This window comes from Pectobacterium parvum (genome assembly GCF_020971565.1).
GTDB classification, from domain to species: Bacteria; Pseudomonadota; Gammaproteobacteria; order Enterobacterales; family Enterobacteriaceae; genus Pectobacterium; species Pectobacterium polare.
In genome coordinates this window covers 3674876-3699348 of record NZ_CP087392.1, presented here as the reverse complement: position 1 = coordinate 3699348, position 24473 = coordinate 3674876, and the positions used below count along the sequence as shown (strand labels likewise).

At 53.5% G+C, this 24473-nt stretch carries 30 protein-coding genes and 2 pseudogenes; 6 read left to right on the top strand and 26 right to left on the bottom strand.

Annotated elements, in window-relative coordinates; translation table 11 throughout:
- Position 1: 1 nt before the first annotated feature.
- From LOZ86_RS16640 to LOZ86_RS16595, 10 genes are all read right to left on the bottom strand, one after another.
- The gene (locus LOZ86_RS16640; RefSeq protein WP_230242463.1) at positions 2–2824 is read right to left on the bottom strand and encodes a phage tail tape measure protein; all 2823 of its coding nucleotides are present in this window, start codon (positions 2822–2824) and stop codon (positions 2–4) included.
- Positions 2817–2939: a GpE family phage tail protein gene (locus LOZ86_RS16635; protein ID WP_010310409.1), complete on the bottom strand. Its 123-nt coding sequence runs from the start codon at positions 2937–2939 to the stop codon at positions 2817–2819. Before LOZ86_RS16635 ends, LOZ86_RS16640 begins: the two co-directional genes overlap by 8 nt.
- 14 nt (positions 2940–2953) lie before the next feature.
- Complete coding sequence (locus LOZ86_RS16630; RefSeq protein WP_230242461.1) at positions 2954–3250, bottom strand: phage tail assembly protein; 297 nt, start codon at positions 3248–3250, stop codon at positions 2954–2956.
- A gap of 67 nt (positions 3251–3317) precedes the next feature.
- Positions 3318–3839: a phage major tail tube protein gene (locus tag LOZ86_RS16625; RefSeq protein WP_039512476.1), complete on the bottom strand. Its 522-nt coding sequence runs from the start codon at positions 3837–3839 to the stop codon at positions 3318–3320.
- Positions 3840–3853: 14 nt separating this feature from the next.
- The gene (locus tag LOZ86_RS16620) at positions 3854–5023 is read right to left on the bottom strand and encodes a phage tail sheath protein (protein ID WP_230242459.1); all 1170 of its coding nucleotides are present in this window, start codon (positions 5021–5023) and stop codon (positions 3854–3856) included.
- Between the two features lie 314 nt (positions 5024–5337).
- Entirely contained in the window at positions 5338–7473 is a 2136-nt protein-coding gene (locus LOZ86_RS16615) for a phage tail protein (protein WP_230242457.1), read from the bottom strand.
- Complete coding sequence (locus LOZ86_RS16610) at positions 7470–8081, bottom strand: phage tail protein I (RefSeq protein WP_161546604.1); 612 nt, start codon at positions 8079–8081, stop codon at positions 7470–7472. The genes LOZ86_RS16615 and LOZ86_RS16610 overlap by 4 nt, the downstream gene beginning before the upstream one ends.
- Complete coding sequence (locus LOZ86_RS16605) at positions 8074–8982, bottom strand: baseplate assembly protein (RefSeq protein ID WP_161546603.1); 909 nt, start codon at positions 8980–8982, stop codon at positions 8074–8076. The genes LOZ86_RS16610 and LOZ86_RS16605 overlap by 8 nt, the downstream gene beginning before the upstream one ends.
- Positions 8983–8985: 3 nt before the next feature.
- Positions 8986–9330, bottom strand: coding sequence for a GPW/gp25 family protein (locus LOZ86_RS16600; RefSeq protein WP_039512482.1), 345 nt, complete (start codon positions 9328–9330; stop codon positions 8986–8988).
- Positions 9327–9962, bottom strand: a complete 636-nt coding sequence (locus tag LOZ86_RS16595) for a phage baseplate assembly protein V (RefSeq protein ID WP_230242450.1) — start codon at positions 9960–9962, stop codon at positions 9327–9329. The genes LOZ86_RS16600 and LOZ86_RS16595 overlap by 4 nt, the downstream gene beginning before the upstream one ends.
- Positions 9963–10064: 102 nt before the next feature.
- Between LOZ86_RS16595 and LOZ86_RS16590 the strand changes: the two genes are divergently transcribed.
- Positions 10065–11117, top strand: coding sequence for a hypothetical protein (locus LOZ86_RS16590; protein ID WP_230242448.1), 1053 nt, complete (start codon positions 10065–10067; stop codon positions 11115–11117).
- Positions 11118–11158: 41 nt separating this feature from the next.
- Here the strand turns inward: LOZ86_RS16590 and LOZ86_RS16585 are convergent, their stop codons facing one another.
- Positions 11159–11824: an ORF6N domain-containing protein gene (locus LOZ86_RS16585; RefSeq protein ID WP_039512486.1), complete on the bottom strand. Its 666-nt coding sequence runs from the start codon at positions 11822–11824 to the stop codon at positions 11159–11161.
- Between the two features lie 344 nt (positions 11825–12168).
- On the opposite strand from LOZ86_RS16585, the gene LOZ86_RS16580 reads away from it, so the two are divergent.
- Together LOZ86_RS16580 and LOZ86_RS16575 are read left to right on the top strand one after the other, a co-directional pair.
- Positions 12169–12483, top strand: coding sequence for a type II toxin-antitoxin system RelE/ParE family toxin (locus tag LOZ86_RS16580; protein WP_015841346.1), 315 nt, complete (start codon positions 12169–12171; stop codon positions 12481–12483).
- A 54-nt stretch (positions 12484–12537) separates the two neighbouring features.
- The gene (locus tag LOZ86_RS16575) at positions 12538–12879 is read left to right on the top strand and encodes a HigA family addiction module antitoxin (protein ID WP_039512487.1); all 342 of its coding nucleotides are present in this window, start codon (positions 12538–12540) and stop codon (positions 12877–12879) included.
- A gap of 28 nt (positions 12880–12907) precedes the next feature.
- Here LOZ86_RS16575 and LOZ86_RS16570 read toward each other — a convergent pair whose 3' ends face one another.
- The 11 genes and pseudogenes from LOZ86_RS16570 to LOZ86_RS16520 form a co-directional block, all read right to left on the bottom strand.
- Positions 12908–13357 (bottom strand): phage virion morphogenesis protein, encoded by a 450-nt coding sequence (locus LOZ86_RS16570; protein WP_230242447.1) that lies wholly within the window; start codon positions 13355–13357, stop codon positions 12908–12910.
- Positions 13350–13805 (bottom strand): phage tail protein, encoded by a 456-nt coding sequence (locus tag LOZ86_RS16565; protein WP_230242445.1) that lies wholly within the window; start codon positions 13803–13805, stop codon positions 13350–13352. Before LOZ86_RS16565 ends, LOZ86_RS16570 begins: the two co-directional genes overlap by 8 nt.
- Positions 13768–14058: an Rz1-like lysis system protein LysC gene (gene lysC / locus LOZ86_RS16560; RefSeq protein WP_230242431.1), complete on the bottom strand. Its 291-nt coding sequence runs from the start codon at positions 14056–14058 to the stop codon at positions 13768–13770. The genes LOZ86_RS16565 and lysC overlap by 38 nt, the downstream gene beginning before the upstream one ends.
- A pseudogene (gene lysB / locus LOZ86_RS16555) lies at positions 13979–14338 on the bottom strand (Rz-like lysis system protein LysB); the annotation flags it as partial. The gene lysC and the pseudogene lysB, both read right to left, overlap by 80 nt.
- Complete coding sequence (locus LOZ86_RS16550) at positions 14335–14844, bottom strand: lysozyme (protein ID WP_230242423.1); 510 nt, start codon at positions 14842–14844, stop codon at positions 14335–14337. The gene LOZ86_RS16550 and the pseudogene lysB, both read right to left, overlap by 4 nt.
- Entirely contained in the window at positions 14828–15049 is a 222-nt protein-coding gene (locus tag LOZ86_RS16545; RefSeq protein ID WP_033071244.1) for an HP1 family phage holin, read from the bottom strand. Before LOZ86_RS16545 ends, LOZ86_RS16550 begins: the two co-directional genes overlap by 17 nt.
- Positions 15040–15243 (bottom strand): tail protein X, encoded by a 204-nt coding sequence (locus LOZ86_RS16540; RefSeq protein ID WP_230242422.1) that lies wholly within the window; start codon positions 15241–15243, stop codon positions 15040–15042. Before LOZ86_RS16540 ends, LOZ86_RS16545 begins: the two co-directional genes overlap by 10 nt.
- Positions 15243–15746, bottom strand: coding sequence for a head completion/stabilization protein (locus tag LOZ86_RS16535; RefSeq protein WP_230242420.1), 504 nt, complete (start codon positions 15744–15746; stop codon positions 15243–15245). The genes LOZ86_RS16540 and LOZ86_RS16535 overlap by 1 nt, the downstream gene beginning before the upstream one ends.
- 91 nt (positions 15747–15837) lie before the next feature.
- Positions 15838–16497, bottom strand: a complete 660-nt coding sequence (locus tag LOZ86_RS16530; RefSeq protein WP_230242418.1) for a phage terminase small subunit — start codon at positions 16495–16497, stop codon at positions 15838–15840.
- A gap of 3 nt (positions 16498–16500) precedes the next feature.
- On the bottom strand, positions 16501–17628 hold the full coding sequence (locus LOZ86_RS16525) for a phage major capsid protein, P2 family (RefSeq protein ID WP_230242416.1): 1128 nt from the start codon (positions 17626–17628) through the stop codon (positions 16501–16503).
- A 50-nt stretch (positions 17629–17678) separates the two neighbouring features.
- Positions 17679–18534, bottom strand: a pseudogene (locus tag LOZ86_RS16520) (GPO family capsid scaffolding protein).
- A gap of 139 nt (positions 18535–18673) precedes the next feature.
- Between LOZ86_RS16520 and LOZ86_RS16515 the strand changes: the two are divergent.
- A complete protein-coding gene (locus tag LOZ86_RS16515; protein ID WP_230242402.1) occupies positions 18674–20443 on the top strand; it encodes a terminase ATPase subunit family protein in 1770 nt (589 codons plus the stop codon).
- The gene (locus LOZ86_RS16510; protein WP_230242401.1) at positions 20440–21459 is read left to right on the top strand and encodes a phage portal protein; all 1020 of its coding nucleotides are present in this window, start codon (positions 20440–20442) and stop codon (positions 21457–21459) included. The genes LOZ86_RS16515 and LOZ86_RS16510 overlap by 4 nt, the downstream gene beginning before the upstream one ends.
- A 32-nt stretch (positions 21460–21491) precedes the next feature.
- Here the strand turns inward: LOZ86_RS16510 and LOZ86_RS16505 are convergent, their stop codons facing one another.
- The 3 genes from LOZ86_RS16505 to LOZ86_RS16495 all read right to left on the bottom strand — a co-directional run bounded on the left by LOZ86_RS16505 (position 21492) and on the right by LOZ86_RS16495 (position 22848).
- On the bottom strand, positions 21492–21833 hold the full coding sequence (locus LOZ86_RS16505; protein ID WP_039288288.1) for a type II toxin-antitoxin system HicB family antitoxin: 342 nt from the start codon (positions 21831–21833) through the stop codon (positions 21492–21494).
- Entirely contained in the window at positions 21830–22084 is a 255-nt protein-coding gene (locus LOZ86_RS16500) for a type II toxin-antitoxin system HicA family toxin (RefSeq protein ID WP_116238280.1), read from the bottom strand. Before LOZ86_RS16500 ends, LOZ86_RS16505 begins: the two co-directional genes overlap by 4 nt.
- A gap of 86 nt (positions 22085–22170) precedes the next feature.
- Positions 22171–22848, bottom strand: coding sequence for an ORF6N domain-containing protein (locus LOZ86_RS16495; RefSeq protein WP_230242399.1), 678 nt, complete (start codon positions 22846–22848; stop codon positions 22171–22173).
- Positions 22849–23144: 296 nt separating this feature from the next.
- On the opposite strand from LOZ86_RS16495, the gene LOZ86_RS16490 reads away from it, so the two are divergent.
- On the top strand, positions 23145–23438 hold the full coding sequence (locus LOZ86_RS16490; protein WP_230242397.1) for an Arc family DNA-binding protein: 294 nt from the start codon (positions 23145–23147) through the stop codon (positions 23436–23438).
- 305 nt (positions 23439–23743) lie between these two features.
- On the opposite strand, the gene LOZ86_RS16485 is transcribed toward LOZ86_RS16490, so the two are convergent.
- Positions 23744–24457 carry a hypothetical protein gene (locus LOZ86_RS16485; RefSeq protein WP_230242381.1) on the bottom strand — a complete coding sequence of 238 codons (714 nt, stop codon included), beginning with the start codon at positions 24455–24457 and terminating at the stop codon, positions 23744–23746.
- Positions 24458–24473: the final 16 nt, after the last annotated feature.

Here is a 24473-nt window from a genome sequence, read left to right as displayed (position 1 = left end):
CTTATTCACCTCCCTGATAACTGTACTGACTGAAGGCGCGTGACCGCGCCGCCCGTTCCCGCTGTTCAAGCTGACGGGCGACTTCCTGCGCGATGCCTTTTTCACTCTGGCCGGGTTGGGCAACGATACTGATCGGCGCGTGAATGCTGACCGGGGACGATGCGGCACTGGTCTGAACCGTCTGCGCTATCGGGCGATAAGCAGACATGTTCGCTGACGCCATCGCCGCCGTGTCCTGACGGTGGGTGATGGTCGCCGGATCCGCTACTGTTTCCGGTTTACTCACTCCGCTGTATCGGGCAGCAATCGCCTGTGCGTCATCGCCCTGCGGAATCGGTGCACGGCTCACGCCGACCTTGAGCGCGGCGGCCTCTTGTGGCGGCAGGATACTGTCAGCGGTTGGCAGCTTCTTCGATTTCTCGTCAACCAGCCCCAGTTTTTCCAGCAGCCACGACACGCCTTTTTTCAGCGACTCCAGCGGGTGCATGATAATGTTCAGCCCGTTAGCCAGTGCCTCACCGAACCGTTTCCCCATGCTGGCCGCACCGTCCAGCTCTGCGGCAGTCGATTTGACCGGATTCAGCAGGTCACCGAACCAGCCAAACAGCGCCCGGATTTTGTCGCCAATCCACGTAAAGACAGGCTGGAGCGGCTCAAACGCCGCAATAATCGGCGCACTTGCTGCAACAAATCCCTCAACCACGCCGCCGATAAAGGCCTGAATCGGCTCCCAGTATTTCCAGATAAGTAGCGCACCGCCGACAATCGCCGCGACGGCCAGCCCGACGGGAGACAGCAGGACGCCTAACGCACTGCCAACCAGCGTAATGCCAGTGCGCAGCAGTGCCAGCGGTGACGTAAACAGCCACATCAGCACCCGGCCAAACCCTGACATCGCGCCCCGGATAATGGTCAGCGGGTTACTGACCGCCCCGAATACCGAGGTCAGCGCAGAGGTTCCGGCACGTAGCAGCATCAGCGGCGACTTTGCCAGCCAGCCGATCATGCCGCCGAGGCGGTTTAATCCCCCTGACAGCGGCGTAATACCGCGTGTTCCGGCGAACCGTAATCCGGCACTCAGTAAACCCGCTCCGCCGACTAATGCGTTAATCCCACTCATGACAGGCCACGCAACCAGCCCGATCCCGCCCAGCACAGTAATTAACGCCGTGGCAGCGCCACCCACCATCACTATCTGCCGCGTCAGCTCCGGGTTAGCCTTGACCCATTCATTGACGCGGGTTAACCACTCCGCCGCGGCCTGCGTCAGTTTGCGCAGTGCGCCGTCATCGTCATTGAACAGGTTAAAGCGCAGGCTGGCCATCGAGCCCTGTAGCCGCCCGATATCCCCCTCAAGGTTATCGCGCAGGGTATCGCCCATGCGGTCAGCCGCCCCGGACACATCACCCAGCTTGTTTTCGGCTCCGGCCAGCGCCGCCAGAAATTTCGGTATCTGGTCAATCGACAGGTCTTCAATCGGCGTACCGAAAAGAGCAATCGCGGCATTTGCCCGTTCTGCCGGATCTTTGATTTTTAGCAGACCGTTGGCGGTTTTTTGCATTGCCGCCCGCGCCTTATCGCCGCCGCTGGCAATGGCGGTAGACATTTTGGCGGCATTGAGTCCGGCGGCGTCATACGCTTCAATGCTGGCTTTGGACATGTCCGACCCACGGATCGAGAACTCTTTAACAGCGTCGCCTGTCTTGTCCAGCGCAAACTTGCCTTGCTGCGCCATCTCAACCAGCAGCGTCATGGCTTCCGATCCGCTGAATCCCATGTTGCGGAAGTGGGTCGAATATTCGTGCAGGATTTCCGGCAGTTCGCCGCGCATCTGCGCCGACACGCGCTGCATCCCGGATACCATCAAATCAAACGCCTCGTCGCTGTTCTTCGCGAGGCCGTTTTTCATCATGATGGCGGCTATCTGGATACTCTCGGTTGCATCGCCACCGAGCGCCGTTTGTATGTCCAGCGCTTTCCGCGATATCCGCGCCAGCTCGGTTTCCCCGACGTCTCCCATCGCCCCCAATGTGCTGCGCACCGCAGCCACCGCGTCCGCTATCTGGTTGAGGTCGTTACTTACACCCGAGGCGTTAACCTCTTTGATAACGCGGGTGTACTGTTCGCCGTCGGCAGCATTTCCGCCCGTCTGTGCCGCGATACGCGCCCCGTGTCCGTCGGCCTGTACCGAGGGCGCAATCAGGCGGCTTTCGGCATACAGCGCCGCGGAACCGAGGCCAAACGCCGCCGCACTGGTATTGCGCACACCTGCGGTGATTTCCGCGCCTTTCTCGTAGCGCTTTCTGACCGCGTTCAGTTTTTCCTGTTGCTGGTTGACGCGGGAAAGCGCGGCGCGTTGCTGGTCAAGCAGCGTCGTTGTCTGGGTGATGTCCGTGCGTAACTGGCGTTCCGCGCCGGACAGATTGCGCGTGCTGATGCCTGCCTGCTCTAACTCAGTACGCTGGCGCTGTACCGACTGGCGCAGTTGGCCATACTCCGTTTTTAGCGTGGCGGCCTGACGTTTCGCCCGCTCCAGCGCCTGCGCCTGCCGTTTGGTGGGATTCTCGCTATTGCGCAGTTCCGCCGACAGTTCGGCGGCTTTGGCCTGCGCCTGCTGGAGTGCTGCGCCTGTTTCGCCGAGCTGGTTTTTTGTCTTGCGGAAACCGTCGATACGCCCGGCCTGTGCGTTCAGGTCTTTGAGCTGGGTCTGTGAATCACGGATATCGCCCGACAGTTTTTTACTGGCGGTTTGCACCGCCTTAAACGGGCGAGTCGCACTGTCCACGGCTTTCAGCAAAACGCTTAACTGTAGAGTGTTACTCATTGTTATGGTGTCCGCTGCGTTTCAGCGCCTTGTCGCGCCACAGGATCAACTCGGTGAGGGTCATTGGGTACAACTCCGATGGCGGCCAGTGAAAAATTACCGCGATATCCGCCATCAGCTCATCAACACTCAGGCCTCGGGGGAGGTTCCCTGTTGCGATTTCGGCGTCAAAAAACCGATCACCTTGCCTGCGATGGCAATCATATCCGGCAGTTCAAGGCGGGTGATTTCGCTTTCGGTCAGTGCTGGTAGCGTCATGCGCGGAAGTACTTTAATCATCGCGTCGACGTCCGACCCGGCCAGCGCCGCCAGGCTGACGCCGCGCAGTGTTCCGGTAGTCGGTTTAATCAGGGTGATCGTGTCGATGACGGTTTCGCCGCGCTTGATAGGGGTTTCCAGTGTGACCACGTTGTCGTGTTTGTTCATGATGTTGCCTCTGTGTTCAAATAGAAAATAGAAAGAAGTCGGCCAGCGCCGGGCTGGCCGGACAGGGTTACGCCAGACCAATCGCCCGGCGGTGTTGTTCCAGACGGTCAACGCCGTTGACACGCTCAATCATGTTGATGGTGTCAATCTCGATCATTTCTTTGCCGTCCACGGTCAACTTGTAATAGGTACATTGAGTGGAAATTTTGGTTTCTGTGTCTTCGCCCTGCTTGCTTTCGCCGCCGTCGATTTCTTTATGACGGCCACGCATCACAACCTCTACCGTCACAATTGCCCCGGTGTCGTCACGCTGATACGACCCGGTAAAGCGCAGCAGCACCGCATCGGCACCCGGTGCGGCATACTGTGCCAACAACGTTTCGTCAGCGAATCCGCCCATTGTCCATTCCATCGATAGCGCGTCATCGTCCAGACCAAAATCAATCGGCGCGGTGCCGTTCATGCCGCCGCCGCGATAGTTCTCCAGCTTGCGCGTGAGTTTCGGCAGCGTAACGGCTGTGGCGACACCCATGTAGCTCATGCCGTCATTGAACAGGTTCATAAATTTTAGTTTGCGAGGCAGTGCCATAGCGCGGTAGCTCCTTAGCTGTTGACCGACGCGGCCAGATTCACCAGATATTTATCGGTGATGCGCTGGCGCAGGGTGAGATTTTCCAGTGGGGGAACGGGGGTATAGTCATAATCGATATACAGTTTCCCAGCCTTGAGCGTTTCCTTATCGTTGGCGGTGTCGTCATACCAGCAATCGGCATCAATGATGTAGCCGTTAGATTTCAGCTCACGGAATTTCGCCTTGATACCTTCGATAATGTCTTTGATAAGCGTTGGCGTAACAGGCTTATCCACCGCCCACATGTGTGCTTCGGCCATCGTATCGGCCAGTACCTGTGCGGTGCGAGTGTAGTTCTCAAACAGGAACAGCGGATCGTCAGAACAGGTGCGGTTACCCCAGAAGCGGAAGCCGTCCTTACGAACCAGCGTGGTGACACCTGCTTCATTCAGTAAATCCGCGTCGGTGCCGGGTGCCTGCAAATCCCAATACACCGAGGCGCTGATACCCGTCACGCCGTTCACGCCGACGTTAGACAGGGTTTTATGCCAGCCTGTCTCTTGGTCGATTTTGGCACGCAATCCCAGAGCGCGGGCGGTGGCATACGCTGTGGCGCTGGCGTTGGCCGTGGTGTCCCACGCGATAAAATCCGGCCAGATCACCATCAGTTCACGCTGGCTGAAATTTTCCCGGTAATTAATGGCGTCCGACAGGGTTTTGCAGCCCCACGCGCTGACGTAACCAAAAGCACACAGCGACTGACAAATGGACGCTAACGCCGTGGCAACGGGCAGCGAGTCCAGCCCCGGCGCACCGAGAATGCGCGGCTTCACGCCTGTTACCGACAGGGCATCTAACAGGGCTTTCATCCCGGTGTATTTGCCGTTTTCGTCGCTGCCGCCGATCACATTGCTGATGGTTTCGGCTTCATCTTTACCCTCGGCCACACGCACCACAACGGTGACGGGTTTGGACTGGTCGGCGATGGCAGACAGGGCAGCGGCCAGCGTGCCTTTTTTCCCGGCCTTGCCGACGGCAGACAACACATTGGTAATCAGTACCGGGATATTGAGGGGAAAGGTTGCCGCATCAGCATCGGCGGCGGTACACACCATGCCGATAATGGCCGTTGATACAGTAGAAATAACGCGCGTACCGTCGTTAATCTCGACGACCTGCACGCCGTGGTGAAAATCACTCATACATTCAGGCTCCAGCTAATAGCATTATTGCTGCATTAGGAGCGGTTATTGTCCGGTGTGGTGCGAGCATGGGCGAGTGATGCGGGTGCGGTGGGGGCTGGTACAACAAAGAGACGGAAAACAGGCACAAAAAAAAGCCCACCGTCTCGCTAACGGTGGGCTTTGCTTTCCCTGACATGTCATTATTTTTAAAACCAACAACATAATGGCATTTTGGGTGACTATTTTATAAACGTTTATACAGATCGATTAGGCGTTATTGATCGGTGCTAGCGATCAATTCTAGATGGCGGCAACACCCACCATAGCGTTATTCAGAAGTCATATACGATGACAGTAACCATTGGGTTACGTGAACATCTCTCCAGCGTTCCGAATGATGTAGAGGCTAACAATAAGTTAGGTGTAGACATAAAGGCTGATACGTTGGTGCCATAATTGTCGCGTGAGAAAATATCCCAACCAACTGCGTCCAACAGCCCAGCATTATTAACGCCCGCCGACGACCAATCGCCAACACTCGCCGCTGCATAACCGATGACAGGGACATTGATACTGCTAGCAGCAGAATTGAGTGCAATTTTATGATGATACATTAGGCCGTCGTAGTTGCTGGCCTGCCCTTGATAGGTACAACCCAGCTCTCTGTAAATAAATGCGCCCAGCCTGACGGCTTTCTGTTGCCCCACGGCTATCCTGTGATTGGGGTATGTGATTGTATATGTTGTCGAACCATCAGGGTTTTTAGTCGGTGTGCGGGGTATTGCAAACCGTCCCAACATATTAAATCGAGTATAGGACACACCGTTGGCTGTAATGGTTGTTGCATCATTCTCGCACAGCACAAGTTGTGTCTGATTAGGTACGACGTATAACCCTCTCGATGCATCGTTAATTGTGATGGTGACAGTATTAGTATCAATTGCGGTTAGATTGATTTGCAGCCACATCTCTGTGGAAAATTGCACCAATGCTTTTAATGAAATACCTAAATTTAACTGTATGTCATTTGTTCCATCGAATACCACGCCGTTAATTTTGCGAGGGTTTGCCAGTCTAGTTGCAGCGGCAGCGGTTGCCGATTTCATCAGAAAGCGCCCATCGGATTCTGTTTTATTCCATGTATCAATATCACCCGCTAATAAATTGACATCAGCAGACAATGGCTTCCCGTTGATTTTAATTGAACGTAGCGCGTATTTTTGCGCGGCCTGCGTATCGGTTAATGCTCCGACATCCCCGGCACTCAGCGCGATATCTGCCGACAGCGCTTTGCCGTTAACGGTACGGCCAGACGGCACACGGCCATTGGCGTTCGTGTTGGCGTTAGCCGCTGCCGTAGCGGCATTATTCGCGGCGGTGGTTACTGCGGCGACGCGGGTGTCGGTTTCGGCTTTGGTGTACGCCCCGACATCCCCGGCGCCCAGCACGATATCTGCCGACAGCGCTTTGCCGTTAACGGTACGGCCAGACGGCACACGTCCATTGGCATTGGTATTCGCGTTAGTCGCTGCCGTAGCGGCATTATTCGCGGCGGTGGTTGCTGCGGTGACGCGGGTGTCGGTTTCGGCTTTGGTGTATGCCCCCACATCCCCGGCACCCAGCGCGATGTCTGCCGACAGCGCTTTACCGTTGACAGTACGCCCGGACGGCACGCGACCATTGGCGTTCGTGTTGGCGTTGGCTGCTGCGGTGGCGGCAGTGTTCGCGGCATTAGTCGCAACAGAAACGGCTGTGTCGGTTTCCAGCTTGGTATATGCTCCGACATCCCCAGCACCCAGCGTAATGTCTGCTGTCAGCGCTTTACCGTTTACCCGGCGGCCAGACGGCACACGCCCGTTGGCGTTATCATTTGCCGCTTTCACCGCTTTTGGGGTAGCGGCCAGCGTTTCACTGTCGCTGCTCGTCGCGTTGCTCAGTTGCACAAAGCCTTTTGCCGTCAGCGTCCCGTCAGGGTGTTTGCGGCTCTTTTCATGCTCCGCCAGTGCATCATCCACATAACCCCGCGTTGCCAGCACGACAGCCGGATCAATTTTCAGCGTCACGGCGTCGGTACTGCTGACAATCAAAATCATGCGCACGGTCTGAATGCGGCCGCTTCCCTGCTGCAATAGCGGTTTGTAGGTTTCTGGGCAATTGGCGACAGCAATCAGATTGCCGTCGTCATCAAACAGGCCGACTTCCCGCACCCACCAACCGCCCTCATTTTCGGGGATCACCTGCTCGGCGATAATCTGGCTGGGGTTTTTCGGGTCAATGCTCAGGTTGTTGAGTGCCGCCCGGCGCTTTTCGTTAATCAGCTTGGTTTGTGCCGGGTTTGGGGTTGGTAATACGCCGCCGCCGTCACCCACGGCCATCCGGGTGATGTTCAGACGACTACCCAGCGTGGTGGCGTTAGCCAGTTTGGCCGCGCCGATGTTGGTTAACAGGGCAAAATAGGTTGCGCTCATGCGGTTACGCTCACGTTGTCGATTAAATGAAGTGCTGCCCCGGCCACATCCAGACCGGACACAGTAATGGTTTCAGGAAAATAGGGGTAAATGGTCAGGTCATCGCCGCTGTATGTTGTAGCGGCAACATAGGCCGCGCCCTGTGTGTCGAGGTTGATATTCAGCCCCAGCAGGTGACGGGAGGCGGGCTTAGCGTCGGCAATCAGCCGCTCCAGCTCGTAAAAGGTTTCCTCGGTAATGCCGCTATCCTGCACGCCAATGTCCAGGCGAAACGTGCCTGGCTCGCCGCCGTTCTGAAACCATTCGCTGATACGGATCAGATAACCAAACGGCTCCACCACGCGCCGCAGCGCACCGATGGTGCCTTTGTGACGATGGATAAAGAACGCATCGCGGATCACCTGACGTTTCACGCTCTCCGGCCACGCCTCATCCCAGCGGTCAACGGAAAACGCCCACGCCAGATACGGCAGCAAATGTGCCGGGCAGGTGTCCGGGTTCCACAGCAGGCGCAGGGGAACCGGTACGCGGGTAATCTCGGCACAGGCAGTGGCGGCGGCCACTTCCAGCGCGGACGACCCGACAGGCAGCAAGCGGGGATCACTCATCGGCACCGCCTACACCCAACCGATAGCCGGAACAGTAGGACGCCTGCCCGGCGGTCAGCACGATATCGGCGGCGGGTGTCGTCAGCTCGACCCGTTGCACGCCCTCGACGTGCAGCGCAGCGTAAATCGCCGAGCGGCGAATATCCCGCCCCAATCGGTGCTGCGCACTGATATAGGCTTTCAGCTTCTGTTCGGCGGCGGCGCGCACTGGCTCCGCTTCAGGACTCCGATATAGATACAGCGTGGCATCAATCTCATACGGCACAATGGCGGCGGATTGCACCGTTACCCGGTCAGCCACCGGGCGCACGTCTTCGCCGTTGAGTGCAGCGGCAACAATAGCGACCAGCTCTGGGCTTGCGCTGCCGTCGCCCTCGCGTGACAGCACCGACACGGTGACGCTGGCCGGGCTGGGGCTGATAACCGACACATCCGCTACACGCCCGTCGGCGCTGCGTCCGTGGTACTGGTAAGCCCCAACCGACCCGGCAACGCTTAATCCCTCGAAAGACTGCTGAATGCGCAGGCGCAAATCGCTATCGGATTCCATCAGGGCAGGCGTTGGCGGCAGGGTTGAATCGTCAGCCGGGGTGATAACCAGACGGGAGACGCTAAAGTTAGCGCCGAGCTGGTCAAGATCATCACCCTGCGCAAAGGCCACCATCACGGCGCGTGCCGCTTCATTGACGCGCTGCCGCCACAGCAGTTCACGGTAGGCGTTTTCCTGCAACAGCTTGACGAGCGGATCGGATTCCAGCGCCAGCGTGCGGGCAACGGCGGCGCGCTGGTCTTCTGGGTAGAGCGACAGCAGCATCGCCTTGCGCTCGGTGTAAATTGCCTCGTAGTCCAGCTCTTCCACCACGGCAGGCGCGGGAAGCTGGCTTAAATCAATCATCGCCATGTGTCAGCTCACAGGAACAGAAAGGGAAACGGCGTTGCTGTCAGCCAGCACGCCCGTGATATCAACGGCCAGCTTGCCGTCGAATGTGCTTGTCAGGTTGATGGCCGTCAGCGTGATGCGTGGTTCCCAACGCAGTAGCGCCATGTAACACGCGGCCATTACCTGCAATTTCACTGCGGGATTTTGCGGCTGGTCGATTAATGCTGACAGCAGCGACCCGTAATCCCGGCGCATCACCCGCGACCCGACGGGCGTGATGAGAATATCGCGCACACTCTGGCGAATGTGCTCAAGGTCGCCGAGGGGCTGGCCGCTGTCACGGCTCATACCGAGGTAACGCGCCGTCATAGTGGGGCACCCGTTATGCCGCCGCTGTCGCCGGGGTGTTTGTGGGTGTGCAACACTTTGCCATTGGACGACAGCGACCCGCCGGAATGCTGAATATTGCCGCGCATTTCCCCGCCTTTTTGTACTTCCAACGTTCCGGTGATCAGCTTGTTGGTGCAGACCACTTCGGGCGTGTCCAGCGTGATGCGCGTGGATGCGTTCACGGTGACCACTGGCGCGGTAGCGGTGAGGGATTCCGACGCGGTGATATCGGCGGTTTTAATCCCGCTGACGGTCAGCGCCCCGGTTGCGGGTTCGTACTCGATCACTGCGCCGTCGGGAAAATCAATATGTAACGCATCGGCAGACGCCGACGGCGCGGGGTTGTCATCGGAATAGATGCCGGGCAGCACAAAGGCGGTGTCCAGTTCGCCGCCGATGGACAGGATCAACACCTGTTCACCGATGGACGGTGCCCACCAGTCGCGTGAACGTCCGGCACGGCGGGTTAACCAGTTCAACCAGCCCGTGGTCATGCCTCCGGTTTGTACCCGGCAGAGGACGTCCGCGGTGTTGACGTGGGTCACGACGCCGACACGGATCAGATTGCGCAATAAGCGCTGGATTTCGGTAAGGGTGGCTTGTGTTTTCATTGTTTCATGGTGGATACTTTGAATGACTTACTCAAACCTTTGGCGTTGTTTCGTTCATGGAACAACAAAGCTTATTTATTCTCTTGAACAGGATGTTTGAATATGGTTTTTTTCAACTTGTCTCGTGTGAAAAATTCAATTAATGAATTTATTAATTATTTTGAAAGTCAACGTAGAGATACAAGTACTGATTTTAAAAAGAGAAGAAATGGATATTTGAAGGTTATCTTGAAAGATATGTTAAAGAATCCTGATGAATGGAGTAAATGCACAGAGTTCAATATAGAGAAGATTGGTGATGATTTCATTGTTGCAATGAACAGTAGGGGAGGAAGCGAAGAGGAGTTTAATTATTTATTTTCAACTGCATTTAGGTTTTTAATGGAAAGGATTTTTAAACAACCTAATGAATTAGATGATTTTAGCGACATCAAACCATTTGTTATTGAAGAGAGAAGTAGTTTTACGGGGGGATCCTATACGCGAATAGACTTCGCGCTTAACTCCATGCCTTTTGATTTAATGCGGAATGAATATCAGTCTGAAGACATTAGGGATTTTAAACTAGCCGCAGAGTCCGAGAGTTCATTAAAAAAACGCATGAGTGATTGGGATGAAGAAATAAAAGAGAAAATTAAAATAGTTAGCACTATAAAAGAAAATCTTGACGAGTACGAGAAGGCTTATAATTTCGTAGGGTTGCACAAGGCTTTTGATGAACTTTCAAAAACAAAAGAAAAAGAATTAAATACATCTTTATTCAATATGAAGTTGATGGGGTGCATTGCTGTAATTCCTCTATTGGGTGAGATTTTTATTCTTTTTTTTGGTCCGGAATTTTCAATTAAATCTAATCTCAGTCTGATGCTGATACCTACATTTACCCTGACATTTATTCTTATATACTACTTCAAAATATCATTAAACAACTATCAGTCTATTAAGTCACAAATAATTCAGGTTGAATTGCGCAAATCTCTTTGCGCTTTCATTCAGAGCTATGCCGAATATGCTGAAAATATGAGGGATAAAGAGTCATTAAGGAAGTTCGAGAATGTGATTTTTTCAAACATCATGCCATCAGAAGATAAAATCCCTTCAACCTTTGACGGGGTTGAACAAATAGCGAAATTGATTGAAAGTGTTAAAAAATAACAAATCAAGCCCCGCCATCCTGCGGGGCAGTTATCTATAAATCAGTTCTGTTTACTCAACTCATCTGCCTCTGCGCGCTTATCTTTCAACAGCCGCATCAACAGATTCACGGTATTAACCGCTGAACCGTGTTTGCAATCCAGTGTTGGGAATAGCGCTTGCATATGCGGCCAAAAATCCATGGTCAGATATTCCACCGATTTGAATAACGCATTGAGTTGCGAGGTTTGGATATGGTTGAAGATAAGTGGTGTTTCAGGAATATAAAATTCCAGTTCGCAAGGGTGAACAGGTTTTTGCGGTAGTGGCTGAACAGCTTTTTCCTGCGGGTTGAAGTAGCATTCTTCCAGCTTTTCGAACACATCCCATGCCTGATCGGTTTCCAGCATCTTGGCGTGGCGGGCTGCGCCGCGTTCCGTCCAGAGGATGAGGCTGCGAGCACGTTTACCGACTACCCCGTTTAAATCGGGTCTGTTGTTATCAACAGAGTATCTTTTAGATACTCTGTTCTTAAAGTCTTGTAAATCAGTATCTTTCAGATTGAAGAAATGCTTTCCTTCAACAAAACGATCACTATTTCGTTTGTGGTTCTGTCGGATACGCGCAGTTTCCGTACCGTAAAGTTGCGCCAGTAGATCCGAAGTAACGACTGGAATATTGCTGTGAGTAATAACGGACAGGTTTTCTACAGATAGTTGGTTAGTCATGGCTGACCTCTTTTGGATTTTTTCGAAGTACCACTAACGGAGTGGTGCCGGGAGGTTCGAAACGGCCCAAAAGATACCGCGGACTAATTCCCCTTGCGGGTGTTGTATTCGTCGCCCTCCCGACATTGATCGGGGTGTGACCGCGCTATGCGTTCACTGAATGACAGGCATAAAAAAGCCAACACTTTCGGGGTTGGTTCTGACCGCTAATGGAGAGGTTTCGACGCCTCGTGGAGCGAACCATAGCGGAAACTGTCAGGTAAAATCAACCGTTTTGTTTATGCACTTGTGCACAGTGCGCGAGTGCATTATAATTGCATGCACAACAAACGAGGGAGCGACGGATGCAAAAAATGCGCAGCATTCATAGCTTTCGGGATCAGTGGCTGGAAGATTTTTTTATGTATGGCAAGTCGCATAAAAAGATACCTGCCGATGTGGTTACATCCTTGTCCCGCAAGCTGGATATCATCAACGCGGCGGTTTCAGCAAAAGACCTAAGATCGCCGCCGGGGAACCGATACGAGAACCTTAATCCGCCATTGGGGGAATATTCATCCATCAGAGTAAATATCCAATATCGCCTGATTTTTAAATGGGTTGATGGTAAAGCAGAGGATATCTATCTTGACGACCATGGTTATAAAAAGCACAAATAACCCGTAGACCCGTAGACCCGTAGACCCGTAGACCCGTAGACCGAAGGAAAATATATGGCACAGGCACAACGCAAGCCGACATCCGTAGGCGATGTCCTGTTATATGAATATCTAGAACCTACAGGTTTGAAGATTAATGACTTGGCGGAAATGCTGAATGTCCACCGTAACACAATCAGCGCACTGGTTAACAACAACCGTAAGTTAACGGTTGATATGGCATTCCGGTTGGCGAAAGCATTTGATACGTCAGTTGATTTCTGGCTGAACCTGCAAAATAGCGTTGACGTGTGGGAAGTGGAAAACGACGCACGAACTCAGGAAGAAATTAGCCGGATCACTACGCTGGAAGATTTTCTGGCGCAACGTGATGAAAATGTGAAAGACGTATCGTGATGTTTGCCCCGCACTCGCGGGGCTGATTTCATTTACTCAGGTGTTCTATCAGTAATCCCTCAACCTTTTTTATCTCTTGATCGCTAAATCCCAGCAGCGGCCGTGCCTCGTATTGCACATCGTCGCCGTTGCGGCTAGGCCGATCACGCAGGCCGTAGTGATGCACCCGCGCCATGCGCTGCACCCGCCCGGCAAATTCCACGCTGGCCGCATCGGCGGTGCCTTTGGCTTTCAGATATTTGGCGGTACGCAACTTCTGGAACATCTGCCGTTTCACCCGGCCTTTCTTGCCCTTGATTGGCTGGGCTTTGCGCGGGGCATAGGCTGTGCCGTCCGGTGCCTGTTGCTGTTTTATGTGCTGCTGCTGGCTGCCGCGCAAGGCTTTTGCCACCGTTCCGGCCAGCTTACGACGCCCAGACGCCGACAGGCTGGCAATCAGCCCGGCCAGCTTGTCGTCAAACGGCTTAAGCTCATTCATGCCACGTACTCACTAACTCACCGCTGATGTACAGCGATGTCGGGCGCGCTACGGGGACAGGTAACGGCGGCTCTGGCGCGTGGGTGACGTGCAGCGCCTTATCAACTTCTTTGACGATCACCCGCTCGGTGAGTTTCAGGCTGATACTGATATCACAGCTACCGTTATCGTTAATGTCGGCGATGTAGGTAAAGCCCTTAGGGTCATGGGTGATATCCGGCTGATTCTCACGTAACCACGCCTGAATCGGCACCAGTAGCCAGTCGATATCGTCAGTAAAATCCGTGATGACCAGATTCAGCGTGTACTGATTTTCAAACGACAGCGACGCGGCCAGCGTAGACACCACCGCGCCGCTGTCGATAAAGATATGCAACATATCGGGATTATTTTTCAGTACCGGCACCGCGTCATTTAAGGCGCTGCGCAGGCTGTTGGGTTTCAGCATCGTGTTGCTCCTGACAGTGTTTGATGGTTTCGACCTGTAGCGCACAGCTCACCAGCGCGCTTTCCAGTTGGCGGTTATCCGCGCTTAAATCACCGTTCGTTTCCGGGCTGCTTCCCGGTATCGGGCAGCTCGTTACCTTCGGACAGCCAACGTAAATAAGCGTCGGGGCTGTCAAAGGCGGGGCGGGTGTGCAGCCGCTTAAAGTCGTCAGGCAAAGCAGTGCCATACCAGCGGCGCAGATCGGCATTTTCATTCAGCAACCTCATGATTTTTTTATCGCGGGACGCGGCCAGTTGCCCGGCCTGTGACAGTTTCGTTCGGAGTTCCGTCTGTGCCTGTTCGTTGCGTATCGCGCTGGACTGCAACGCGTCGATCACCCCAGCCCTGACCAGCAGAGCAAGCGACTGTTTAACCAGCATTGCGCTCTGTTCGCTAATCAGTTTTTCCGCGTCAGACAGTTGCCGCTTAGTCACGAACAGCAGCACGATGAACAACACGGCAACAACAAGAATTACGCGGGTGAACGTGCTCATGCCGCCCCCTTAAGGCAGACGGCGCGCTCACGCTGGCGACGGGTTTCAATGCCCCGCGATATCTGGCCGTTGACATAGACCCAGCGTAATAGCTGGTCACAGGCGCTGCGCCACTGGCCTTTGTTGATGAAAAACGCCAACGTAGAGCGACACGCCGCGCCAACACCGACATTAAACGCAAAGCTCACGACGGCATCATAGACGGCCTGCGGCATGTTAACGGCCATGCAGCGTGCCAGCGCCTTTTCGACACGTAGCACATCGGCAACCAGATTGACCGCCGCGTCACGCTCGGTGATGGTCTTCCCCGGCACCACGCCTGATGTGTGCCCGATCCCGTTCGTCCACACATTTGCGCTGCACTGATAGGGGCTTAAGCGACATCCCTCAAGGTCGGCAATCAGCGCTAACCCGTTTTGTGAGGTTTTCAGCAATGAAAAATCCGGCACTAACGCGGCCAGCGCTAACACCGTGGCGATAATGCAGCGTTTAACGAGTGATTTCATGGATAACCTCGCGGGGACTATCGATAGTCTTCAATAGCTGGTAGCTCTTTCGGCGGTAGTACCAGTTAACGCCGACGGTGAACACTACTCCCAGCGCCCCGAAATAGGCCGCGAAATCCTGCGGCGTCATCGCGCCGAAAAAGGCCAGCGCAACGCTTATCCAGTACGCGATAAACGACGTGATTCTTTCCATATTCAATCCCATAAACTCACCGTTTCTGCGACAGGAGCGGCAGCAATATCCGGCAGAGTGACGGCGGTACCGTGGGGCAAAATTGCCCCGAATTCAGCCAGCCCCGGATTAGCAGCTAACACCGCCTCAACCGCACCCTGCGTGCGCCCGTAGTGGCGATAACACAGGGCGTCGAGCGTATCGCCCTGCCGGGCGATAACGTTCATCAGATATGCCCGATGATGCAGCGGGGCTTATCTTGCAACTGACTGATTGACCAGCGCGCATCGCGCCACAGCTCATCAATCGTTCCGTTGAGCGCATCGGCCTTGCGGTCGCCTTTGGCGCTGGCGTCATAGCTCCGGTAGCGCTCGTACAACGTCGCCGTAGTAATGGCGTTGACCGCACGCAGATAGTGATGGTGTTTCTCGCTCTGGCCGTCGAGCTTTTCGGCGGGAACGGCGGCCAGCGTGGTAAAGCCTGCCGCCATCTGCTCCCGGCGGTACTCGAACAGCTCGGCGTTAACCTCAGAAATCGCGGTTAGCGCTGCATGGCGCAGGCGCTCCGGCGTAACGGTGTTCTCAAGGCGCATCAGCGTGCGCAGCGTTCCCGGCTCCACGTCCGGCCAGAAAAAGGTGTTTTCGATTACGGCATCCTGTTGCGCAGGCACAGGGATAACCACCGCATCCGGGCGTGGCTCCGCTTTCGCGGGAAAAATCATTGTCGTCATGACAACCTCTGAATAGGTGGGCGGTGGACACAGGCACAGAAAACAGTGAACTGTTCCGGCCTGTGTGCCGCCCGGCGCGGGGCGCGTTGGGTTAACGGCTGGCCGCTGCTTTGCGCAGCGCCGTTTCCAGCCGCTCTATGTCTTTTTTCACACCGCTTCGGCTATCAAGCTGAAAGGCGCGTTTCAGGTGAAACAGGGCTTGCTCAGGCTTGCCGCTGCGCAGTATCAGGCCGATGATTTTGTGCAGCTTGGCGCGCACTTGGTCGGGCATGTCTTCGGCGTCGGTGAGCGTCAGCGTGTCGATCAGCAGCTCAATGTTGACCGCCTGCCCGGCGGTATGGGCGCGGGTCGCGGCGTCAGCGACTTCCTCGGCTAACAGGTACGGCGTCGGGCGGGTGTAGCCCTCCGGCATCACCAGCTTGTGCTGGAGTGCATAACGGGCAATCTCCAGCGCGCCGGGGACGTCTCCGGCGTCGAGCTTCCACACCATGACCGTCATCAATACCGCGTCCTGCGCGCCGCGACCGTTGGCAAGGACGCCAGCCACCCACGGCGCATAGCCTGGCAGCAAGACATTTTTCATATCGGCTTTACGCTCCATTGAGCGCACCTGTTTTAACGTGCGTTTGTCAGTTGCAAGCCGGAACAGCATTTGCTCGTATCCGGTGGCCTGTCGCAGCGGATCATTCTCCCGCTGCGACGCCTCAGCAGCCGACACCCGCATCATGTGACGCTGGGCGGGGCTTAACATGGCTTAGGCTCCGGTGTTATCGGTTTGGGTGTCAGTCGGGTTTTCAGTGCCTGGCGCGGCAGGCTCAGCGGCTTTTTCCGCTTCCGGCGGTTTCGGGAACTTACCGAGCTGGATGTTTTCGATCACGCAACCAGCGCCGTAATCTTCCACGACGTAATCCTGCTTAATGGATTCGTAGTTTTCGATACGGTCACGCTTGGCAACCTCTTCAATGTGGCGGCGGTGACTGTCGTCCATGTAGTAGATAGACAGGTTATCCAGACGGGTGATCATCAGGGCATTGGCCGGGAAATACGGCACACGCACCGCAGGCAGATTGCCGATGCGCTTCTGGCTGACAATCACATCAGCGGCCAGTATTTCGCTGTTTTCCTGCTGTTTGTTGACCAGTGGGAAATATTTATCGGACAGCAACTGACGGCCACAAATCACCACCAAGTCGGGGTCTTCCTGATGCCATTCGTCGATCATGGTGTTGGTCGCATCCATCACCAGCGCGTCGAGGCTTTCATAATCGCCGTTCTCACCGACACGGATTTGCTCGGAAATCACGGTGCCATCCTCCGCGACAACACGCCCCATCACGCGCTTGGCTGATTCGTTACGGTATTTTTGCAGCCAGCCCACCGCCACATCCTGCAACAGCGGGTTTTTAGCACGGTCAGAGGTCGCCGCACGTTTCACGCCATGCCATCCGGCCATGATGTAATCCAGCGACTGACGTTTGGCGATGGCGTTACGTAAACGCAACTGGAAATCCTGAAAACGCGCCCACAGGTCAAGGGTGTTGTAACGGATATGGAAATCAAAGTTCATCTGTTCGCACTTGTACTGGCGCGCTTCCAGACTCATCAGATCGGCGGTTTCGCGCTCGTCACCGCTTGAGGTATCCGTGGTGCTGGCAACCGACCCGGACACACCGAGGCCGATTTTTTCCCCGGTCAGCTCGGCAACCGGCACGATATTGATGCGGGTCAGGAAGTCGGACGACTCTTGCACAACTTCCATCAGCGCCTGCGTGACGGACGGCTCAACGCTGAATTTCTTGCTCAGGGTTTCCACCTCAACACCATTCAGCGCAGCAAGCTGGGTCATGTAGGCATTAAATTTAAAACGGGTTTCTTTACGCATTGTTTTTCCTGTTCTTTCTGAAAAAGGGGGGCGAGGGGGCTACACCCCGGTTAGCAGTTGGTCAGCAACGAGGCTTCACCGTCGCCACCTGTCGCCGGGGGGGCGTCGCTTCTGCGACAGGCTTTCGGTGCCGTCCAGCGTCGCTTTGAGGTCGGTTAACTGCTGCTCACTGGCGCTCAGCTTCTGCGTCAGCGTGGCAACGTCCTGCTGCTGGCGCTGCTCAAGCTGGGTAAAACGCTGCTCCACGCTGTCGGCATTGGTCTGTACCTGTCCGGCTACTTCGGCCACAGCTTCATGCACATCAGTAAAACGGGTGTCATCGCTGGACTGTTTGCGGCTCAGTAGGGTTTTGATGCGTGACAACAGTGTCGGCTCCACGTCCGGCAGATCTTCAAACTCCAGCGTCACTTCGGTAGCGACAGAAAAGAGGTTTTCCGGGGACGATTTACGGGTTGCCAGCGGGTTGTGTTTGGCTTTGGCGCTGAACTCCAGCATTTCCGTGCCGAGGCTGGCCGGGTCATCAGTGACCGCCAGACCGACCAGATAGGTTTTGCCTGTGTTGGCAAAATTGGGCTGGATCTCCATGGAGGTATAGATTTTCTGACTGGCTTTATTCATTGCCACCAGTTCATCTGTCGGGGTGATTTTGGCGAACAGCGCCAGCTTGCCACTGATAGCCGAATCATCATCAATCTTTTCCGCTTTCAGCTCGACGACATCGCCATAACGACGAAACGGGCTGTCAGGCAGCAAGCCTTTCAGATGCTCAATGTTGATGCGGCAACCATAGACACGCGGATCGAACGTATCCGCCATCTGTTGAATATCGTTCGCGTCAATCAGGCGACCGTCGCAGGTATCGCCCTCGACACCAACGCGGAACCACTTAGAAACTTTCTTTGCCATTTTCTCATCCGTTGTTTGCGGGAAGTCGGGGCGAGTATCCGGCGTGACACCTTGCCGTGCCATCAATCACGGTTCGCTAACCGCTGGCACAACAGGCACTTAAGGCGGGGACGGTCGGCGCTGACGTAGCCTTGCCGTCATGAATACAGCCATCGATACCACCATCATCAGCGACCCACGACGACAAGCAGCCTTGCTCTATTGGCAGGGCTTTTCGGTGCGTCAGATTGGGGAAATGCTGAACCAGAAAACGCCGACCGTTCAGAGCTGGAAGCAGCGCGACGGCTGGGACGCTATCGCCCCGGTATCGCGTGTGGAAGCCAGTCTGGAAGCGCGGTTGATTCAGCTCATCATGAAGACGAAAAAGGAGGGGCATGACTACAAAGAAATCGACTTGCTAGGCCGTCAGATTGAGCGGCTGGCGCGGGTGAACCGTTACAGCCAGACAGGCAACGAGGCCGATCTCAATCCCAACGTGCGCAACCGCAACAAGGGTGAACGCAAGGCACCGGAAAAGAATATGTTCAGCGAGTCGGCCATCGAGAAGCTGAACGACATTTTCCTGAGTGAGATTTTCGAGTACCAGCGCGGCTGGCATCAGGCCGGACTCCAGCACCGTATCCGCAATATTTTAAAATCGCGTCAGATTGGGGCGACGTTCTATTTTGCGCGGGAGGCGCTGATTGATGCGCTGACCACCGGGCGCAATCAGATTTTCCTCAGTGCCAGTAAGGCGCAGGCGCACGTCTTTAAAAACTACATCATTGATTTTGCCCGACTGGTTGATGTTGACCTGAAAGGCGATCCGATGGTGCTGCCCAACGGGGCGCGCCTGTTCTTCCTCGGCACCAACATCCGCACCGCGCAGAGCTACACAGGAAATCTGTATCTGGATGAATATTTCTGGATACCCAAGTTTCAGGAGCTGCGTAAGGTCGCCAGCGGCATGTCACTGCACAAGAAATGGCGCAGCACGTACTTTTCCACGCCGTCGAGTCTGGCACACAGCGCTTACCCGTTCTGGTCGGGCGAGCTGTTCAACAAGGGACGCAGCAACAAGGCCGATCACCTCCATCTGGATTTAAGCCATGCCAACCTTTCCGGCGGCGTGCTGTGTGGTGACGGGCAGTGGCGGCAGATTGTGACGGTGGAAGATGCGCTGGCCGGAGGCTGTAATCTGTTCGACCTCGACCAACTCACGCTTGAATACAGTCCGGCAGAATATCAAAACCTGCTGATGTGCAAGTTTGTCGATGATAAAGCGTCGGTGTTTCCGTTTGAGGAATTACAGCGCTGCATGGTCGATGCACTGGAAGAGTGGGAAGACTTTAACCCCTACGCGCTGCGCCCGTTTGCCTATAAACCCGTCTGGATTGGTTACGACCCGTCACACACGGGCGACAGCGCGGGCTGTGTGGTACTAGCACCGCCGCAGGCACCGGGCGGCAAGTTCCGCATTCTGGAGCGCTTTCAGTGGAAGGGCATGGACTTTGCCGCACAGGCCGACGCTATCAAGCTGCTGACGGAAAAATACATCGTCGAATACATCGGCATTGATGCAACGGGCATCGGTCAGGGTGTGTACCAGCTTGTACGCGGTTTCTTCCCCGCAGCACGCGAAATCAAATACTCACCGGAAATTAAAACCGCGATGGTGCTCAAGGCAAAAGACACCATCACCAGTGGGCGACTGGAGTACGACACCAGTCACACCGACATCACCCAATCATTTATGGCCATACGCAAAACCATGACGGCCAGCGGTAACCGCACCACTTACGAAGCCAGCCGCAGCGAAGAAATCAGCCACGCCGATGTGGCATGGGCAACCATGCACGCGCTGTTAAACGAACCCCTGACCGCGATTAACGGTCATGTCCCTGTCAGCATTTTGGATTTTAACGAATGAAAAAGCGTAAATATCGCCAGCCAACATCAGCACCCGTCAGCCAAGCACAGCCGATAGAGGCTTTCACTTTTGGTGAGCCGTCCGCCGTTCTTGATCGCCGCGACATTTTGGACTATGCCGAATGTATCCATAATGGCCGATGGATTGAGCCGCCGATCAGTTTCAGTGGACTGGCTAAAAGCCTGCGTGCGGCGGTACACCACAGCTCACCGATTTACGTGAAACGTAACATTCTGGCGAGTACGTTTATCCCGCACCCGCTATTGAGTCAGCAGGATTTTAGCCGCTTTGCGCTGGATTATCTGGTGTTTGGTAATGCGTTTCTGGAAAAGCGCCTGAACCGCACGGGCGGTATCCTGCGCCTAGATTCCAGCCCGGCCAAATACACCCGGCGCGGGGTTGAAGAGGATGTTTACTGGTTCGTGCAGTCATTCAAAGAGCCGCACCGCTTTGAACCGGGGAGCGTGTTTCATCTGCTGGAGCCGGATATCAATCAGGAAATGTACGGCCTGCCGGAATATATCAGCTCGTTGAACTCGGCGTGGCTGAATGAGTCGGCGACGCTGTTTCGGCGCAAGTATTACCAGAATGGCGCGCACGCGGGTTACATCATGTATGTGACCGACGCAGCACAAAGCGGCACAGACGTAGAACGGCTACGCTCTGCGATGAATAACACCAAGGGGCTGGGGAACTTTAAGAACCTGTTTTTCTACGCGCCCAATGGTAAACCCGACGGTATCAAGATTGTGCCGCTCAGCGAGGTAGCGACAAAAGACGACTTCTTTAACATCAAGAACGCCAGTCGTGACGATCTGCTCAGCGCCCACCGCGTACCGCCGCAGATGATGGGGATTATCCCGAATAATACCGGGGGGTTTGGGGATGTAGAAAAGGCGAGTCAGGTGTTTGTCAGGAACGAGCTGACGCCACTACAGGAACGAATGAAGGAAATTAATGATGTGGTGGGGATGGAGGTGATCGCGTTTAAGCCCTACAAGCTACAAGAGGGGTAATGAATGAGGCCACCGATACGGTGGCCTTGTCATTATGAATGACGCTCAATGACGAGATCGACGCCTTCGTTTAACAGCTCGTTAATTGACACCCCGTTGGCCTGTGCCGTTACTGCTAACGCTGCGTGGCGTTCCGGCGTGAGGCGAGTGGTCACTTTACCGCTATAAGATTTGTACGGTTCAATGCCATCATGGCGGCACTCATCAAGAAATACGGCAAGCGATGTGGCACCTTCTTTTTTCAACTCTTCTACGCTATAAGCATAGAAATCCGCGCCGCCGTTAAGCCCGACAAACTCCCCTCTAAACATCTCAATTTCTGGGTCAAAAGCGATGACGGCAGTGTGGCCGTCGATTTGCAGTGTATTAATCATGGTCGTACCCCTAAACTGTCTAACCATATCCGAATGGAGTTAACCGCCCCCTTGTCAGTGGTTGGTCTGGGGTGTGGGCGATGAAAGATCCTTTTCTCACCGTTCAGCAGTACCGCAACCCTTGAACCTTCCCTTTCGTGTACTTCTGCCCCTAGTGCGATAAACAACGATTCAATATCACTCCACTTTATCGAACCGCTAACCGGACGGGAAAAGACATCTGACAGCGTTTTCTGGTGTCGTTTGTTCATAGAGAAAATGTACCATGCAAAGTAAACTAATGGTATCAAAAAGTGATACCATTAGTTGTTTTTTTAGTGTCGTTATTTGGTGTCAATTATGGCTGCTGTCGCGCCAGTAAATCACACTCTTCTCGTTTTTCTTTCAATAACCGCATCAACAGGTTAACGGTTTCTACGGCGGAACCGTGTTTGCAGTCCAATGTTGGGAACAGTGCTTGCATATGCGGCCAAAAATCCATTGTCAGATATTCCACCGATTTGAATAACGCATTCAGTTGCGAAGTCTGGATATGGTTGAAGATAAGCGGTGTCTCAGGAATATAAAATTCCAGTTCGCAAGGGTGAACAGGCTTTTTCTGTTCGGGCTGAACGGCTTTAGCCTGTGGGTTGAAGTAGCTTTCTTCCAGCCACTCGAACACATCCCAAGCCTGATCGGTTTCAAGCATCTTCGCGTGACGCGCTGCGCCGCGTTCCGTCCAAAGCATTAAATGTCTTATATTTTTGGAAATTTTCACAAAGGGACAATCTGTCACTTTGTGTTTGAAAGTGCGTAATTCATCACTGGTTAACTTGAAGTAGTGTTTTCCCTCAGTGAAGCGTTCTGCATTTCTACTAAAATTCTTCTTAATATTATCGGAGTCCGTTCCGTACAGTTGCGCTAAGAGTTCTGTAGTGATAACAGGCAAATCTTTGTGAGCGATGATAGACAGGGATTCAACGGAAACTGAACCAACGGACGTGTTATGTAAAACTATTTCGTTTACACTATTCATGTCTTTTATCCTTGTGGGGATGGGGACGAAATAGAAGCCCTAGCTGTTACCGCAGTTGGGGCTTCGCCATATTTAATGATGTATTCAGATACGGCTTTGATAAACAAGTAATTTATTGACCTATCATGATTTTTTGCTATCGAATACATCGACTCTTTAAGCTCTATCGGCAATCTTGCTTTTATCTGTCATATCTCCGGCGTCATATTACCCTCTTGATGGTGGCACGGTGGAACCATTGATAATGTAGTCCCACGGTGCCACCATGTCAACGATCATTCGTTGATGGGGGTGTTATGGCTAGAGATGAACCAAAAATTAATATTCGACTACCTCAGGAGTTGAAGGAAGAGTTGCATTCACTTGCCGCAAGAAATAAGCGTTCTGTTAATGCTGAAGCTGTAGCAGCAATAGAAAAAGCACTTCGTACAGCTCAAGAAATTGATGAGGCGAGGATGCAACAGCAAGAAATCGCTGATCGCTTGATCACAGCAGAAGTTCAGTACGATAGAGAAGGAGCTGACAAATACTATAAATTGCTAGAACAAATTGAAAAACGACTACGATCACTGGAAGAACGGTTGGGCTAAAGAACTTAAGCGGCAACACCAGCGTCACCAATCGCGTTCTACGCGCACTAATGAAAAACCAACTCCACGCATGATATCAATACGGAACGCCTCACAGCGGGGCGCAGTGGCACGGGATGAATCACGCCTTTACACCCTCGCGCGCAATGCTATCCCCGCCACGCCTGCCCGCTTTGTGTGTCGGTTTTCATGCACTCGCACGATCCAGCGCGATCCGCGCCAGCCGTGGCGTTAACGGGGATAAATTGGCAGTAGATCATCATGCAAAATCATGCGGGTTATGCATGCATTGCTCTGCTAGGTAATTAACAATTCGTTAAATTAGAGTTTTCAATCGCTTTTTTTTCTCTGTTATTATCAACTTCTTTGTGTATATCCATATTAAACCAAGATGCATGGCAAATTTCGGTAGTTGGGATAACAATTCCTGTATCGACAGAGTCTAGGCCATCATAATCATTAATGAAGAAAATTCGCAATGTGTCCTTCTCTCTGTATCCAGACATTAATGGTATTATTGATATCTCTTGACTAGGGCTATCTATCTCATTCGGTTCACTTATGGTTTTTACTCGACCAACATAAACCTTTCTACTTTTTAACGTTATTAGGACATTCTTTCTTTTTGTCGCAGAATCAAAAAAAAGCCTTCCTAACGAACCTGCTGGCAGAACAGAAGCCAATGCGGAAAGCCTAATGGCTTGTTTATAAAAATCCAGACTTTGAACCGCATCATCATTAGGAGAATTGTTTTTCATTGAAAGACTTGCGTCTTTAAAAATTCCATTACTTTTAATGAGCTTAAGAAGGGCGGTTGCCGTTAAATAGTTTGCTAATCTTATTAATAATAAATATATTATTGAGAATATAATTGACGCTAAAGAAAGAAGTATAAGCCAAGCCGCCGCTCTGTTAGATTTATAATCCTTGCTAAAGTCTATAAAATCAGACGTCCACGTTACAAGTTTTATATCTGGGAATATAAATTTAACTGTATAGGCAAAAAAAATTGAGAACAAAACGGCAAACGTTCCG

Coding starts and splice junctions, on each gene's coding strand:
- LOZ86_RS16630 (WP_230242461.1), bottom strand. CDS start 3,250: ATGAACAAACACGACAACGTGGTCACACTGGAAACCCCTATCAAGCGC.
- LOZ86_RS16595 (WP_230242450.1), bottom strand. CDS start 9,962: ATGAAAACACAAGCCACCCTTACCGAAATCCAGCGCTTATTGCGCAAT.
- LOZ86_RS16510 (WP_230242401.1), top strand. CDS start 20,440: ATGAAAAAGCGTAAATATCGCCAGCCAACATCAGCACCCGTCAGCCAA.
- LOZ86_RS16490 (WP_230242397.1), top strand. CDS start 23,145: ATGGCTAGAGATGAACCAAAAATTAATATTCGACTACCTCAGGAGTTG.
- LOZ86_RS16580 (WP_015841346.1), top strand. CDS start 12,169: ATGCAAAAAATGCGCAGCATTCATAGCTTTCGGGATCAGTGGCTGGAA.
- LOZ86_RS16550 (WP_230242423.1), bottom strand. CDS start 14,844: ATGAAATCACTCGTTAAACGCTGCATTATCGCCACGGTGTTAGCGCTG.
- LOZ86_RS16585 (WP_039512486.1), bottom strand. CDS start 11,824: ATGACTAACCAACTATCTGTAGAAAACCTGTCCGTTATTACTCACAGC.
- LOZ86_RS16575 (WP_039512487.1), top strand. CDS start 12,538: ATGGCACAGGCACAACGCAAGCCGACATCCGTAGGCGATGTCCTGTTA.
- LOZ86_RS16545 (WP_033071244.1), bottom strand. CDS start 15,049: ATGGGATTGAATATGGAAAGAATCACGTCGTTTATCGCGTACTGGATA.
- LOZ86_RS16625 (WP_039512476.1), bottom strand. CDS start 3,839: ATGGCACTGCCTCGCAAACTAAAATTTATGAACCTGTTCAATGACGGC.
- LOZ86_RS16640 (WP_230242463.1), bottom strand. CDS start 2,824: ATGAGTAACACTCTACAGTTAAGCGTTTTGCTGAAAGCCGTGGACAGT.
- lysC (WP_230242431.1), bottom strand. CDS start 14,058: ATGAAAATGCCGATCTGCGCCGCTGGTATGGCACTGCTTTGCCTGACG.
- LOZ86_RS16620 (WP_230242459.1), bottom strand. CDS start 5,023: ATGAGTGATTTTCACCACGGCGTGCAGGTCGTCGAGATTAACGACGGT.
- LOZ86_RS16535 (WP_230242420.1), bottom strand. CDS start 15,746: ATGACGACAATGATTTTTCCCGCGAAAGCGGAGCCACGCCCGGATGCG.
- LOZ86_RS16605 (WP_161546603.1), bottom strand. CDS start 8,982: ATGGCGATGATTGATTTAAGCCAGCTTCCCGCGCCTGCCGTGGTGGAA.
- LOZ86_RS16600 (WP_039512482.1), bottom strand. CDS start 9,330: ATGACGGCGCGTTACCTCGGTATGAGCCGTGACAGCGGCCAGCCCCTC.
- LOZ86_RS16495 (WP_230242399.1), bottom strand. CDS start 22,848: ATGAATAGTGTAAACGAAATAGTTTTACATAACACGTCCGTTGGTTCA.
- LOZ86_RS16515 (WP_230242402.1), top strand. CDS start 18,674: ATGAATACAGCCATCGATACCACCATCATCAGCGACCCACGACGACAA.
- LOZ86_RS16635 (WP_010310409.1), bottom strand. CDS start 2,939: ATGGCGGATATCGCGGTAATTTTTCACTGGCCGCCATCGGAGTTGTAC.
- LOZ86_RS16565 (WP_230242445.1), bottom strand. CDS start 13,805: ATGCTGAAACCCAACAGCCTGCGCAGCGCCTTAAATGACGCGGTGCCG.
- LOZ86_RS16610 (WP_161546604.1), bottom strand. CDS start 8,081: ATGAGTGATCCCCGCTTGCTGCCTGTCGGGTCGTCCGCGCTGGAAGTG.
- LOZ86_RS16505 (WP_039288288.1), bottom strand. CDS start 21,833: ATGATTAATACACTGCAAATCGACGGCCACACTGCCGTCATCGCTTTT.
- LOZ86_RS16615 (WP_230242457.1), bottom strand. CDS start 7,473: ATGAGCGCAACCTATTTTGCCCTGTTAACCAACATCGGCGCGGCCAAA.
- LOZ86_RS16525 (WP_230242416.1), bottom strand. CDS start 17,628: ATGCGTAAAGAAACCCGTTTTAAATTTAATGCCTACATGACCCAGCTT.
- LOZ86_RS16530 (WP_230242418.1), bottom strand. CDS start 16,497: ATGTTAAGCCCCGCCCAGCGTCACATGATGCGGGTGTCGGCTGCTGAG.
- LOZ86_RS16540 (WP_230242422.1), bottom strand. CDS start 15,243: ATGAACGTTATCGCCCGGCAGGGCGATACGCTCGACGCCCTGTGTTAT.
- LOZ86_RS16500 (WP_116238280.1), bottom strand. CDS start 22,084: ATGAACAAACGACACCAGAAAACGCTGTCAGATGTCTTTTCCCGTCCG.
- LOZ86_RS16590 (WP_230242448.1), top strand. CDS start 10,065: ATGGTTTTTTTCAACTTGTCTCGTGTGAAAAATTCAATTAATGAATTT.
- LOZ86_RS16570 (WP_230242447.1), bottom strand. CDS start 13,357: ATGAATGAGCTTAAGCCGTTTGACGACAAGCTGGCCGGGCTGATTGCC.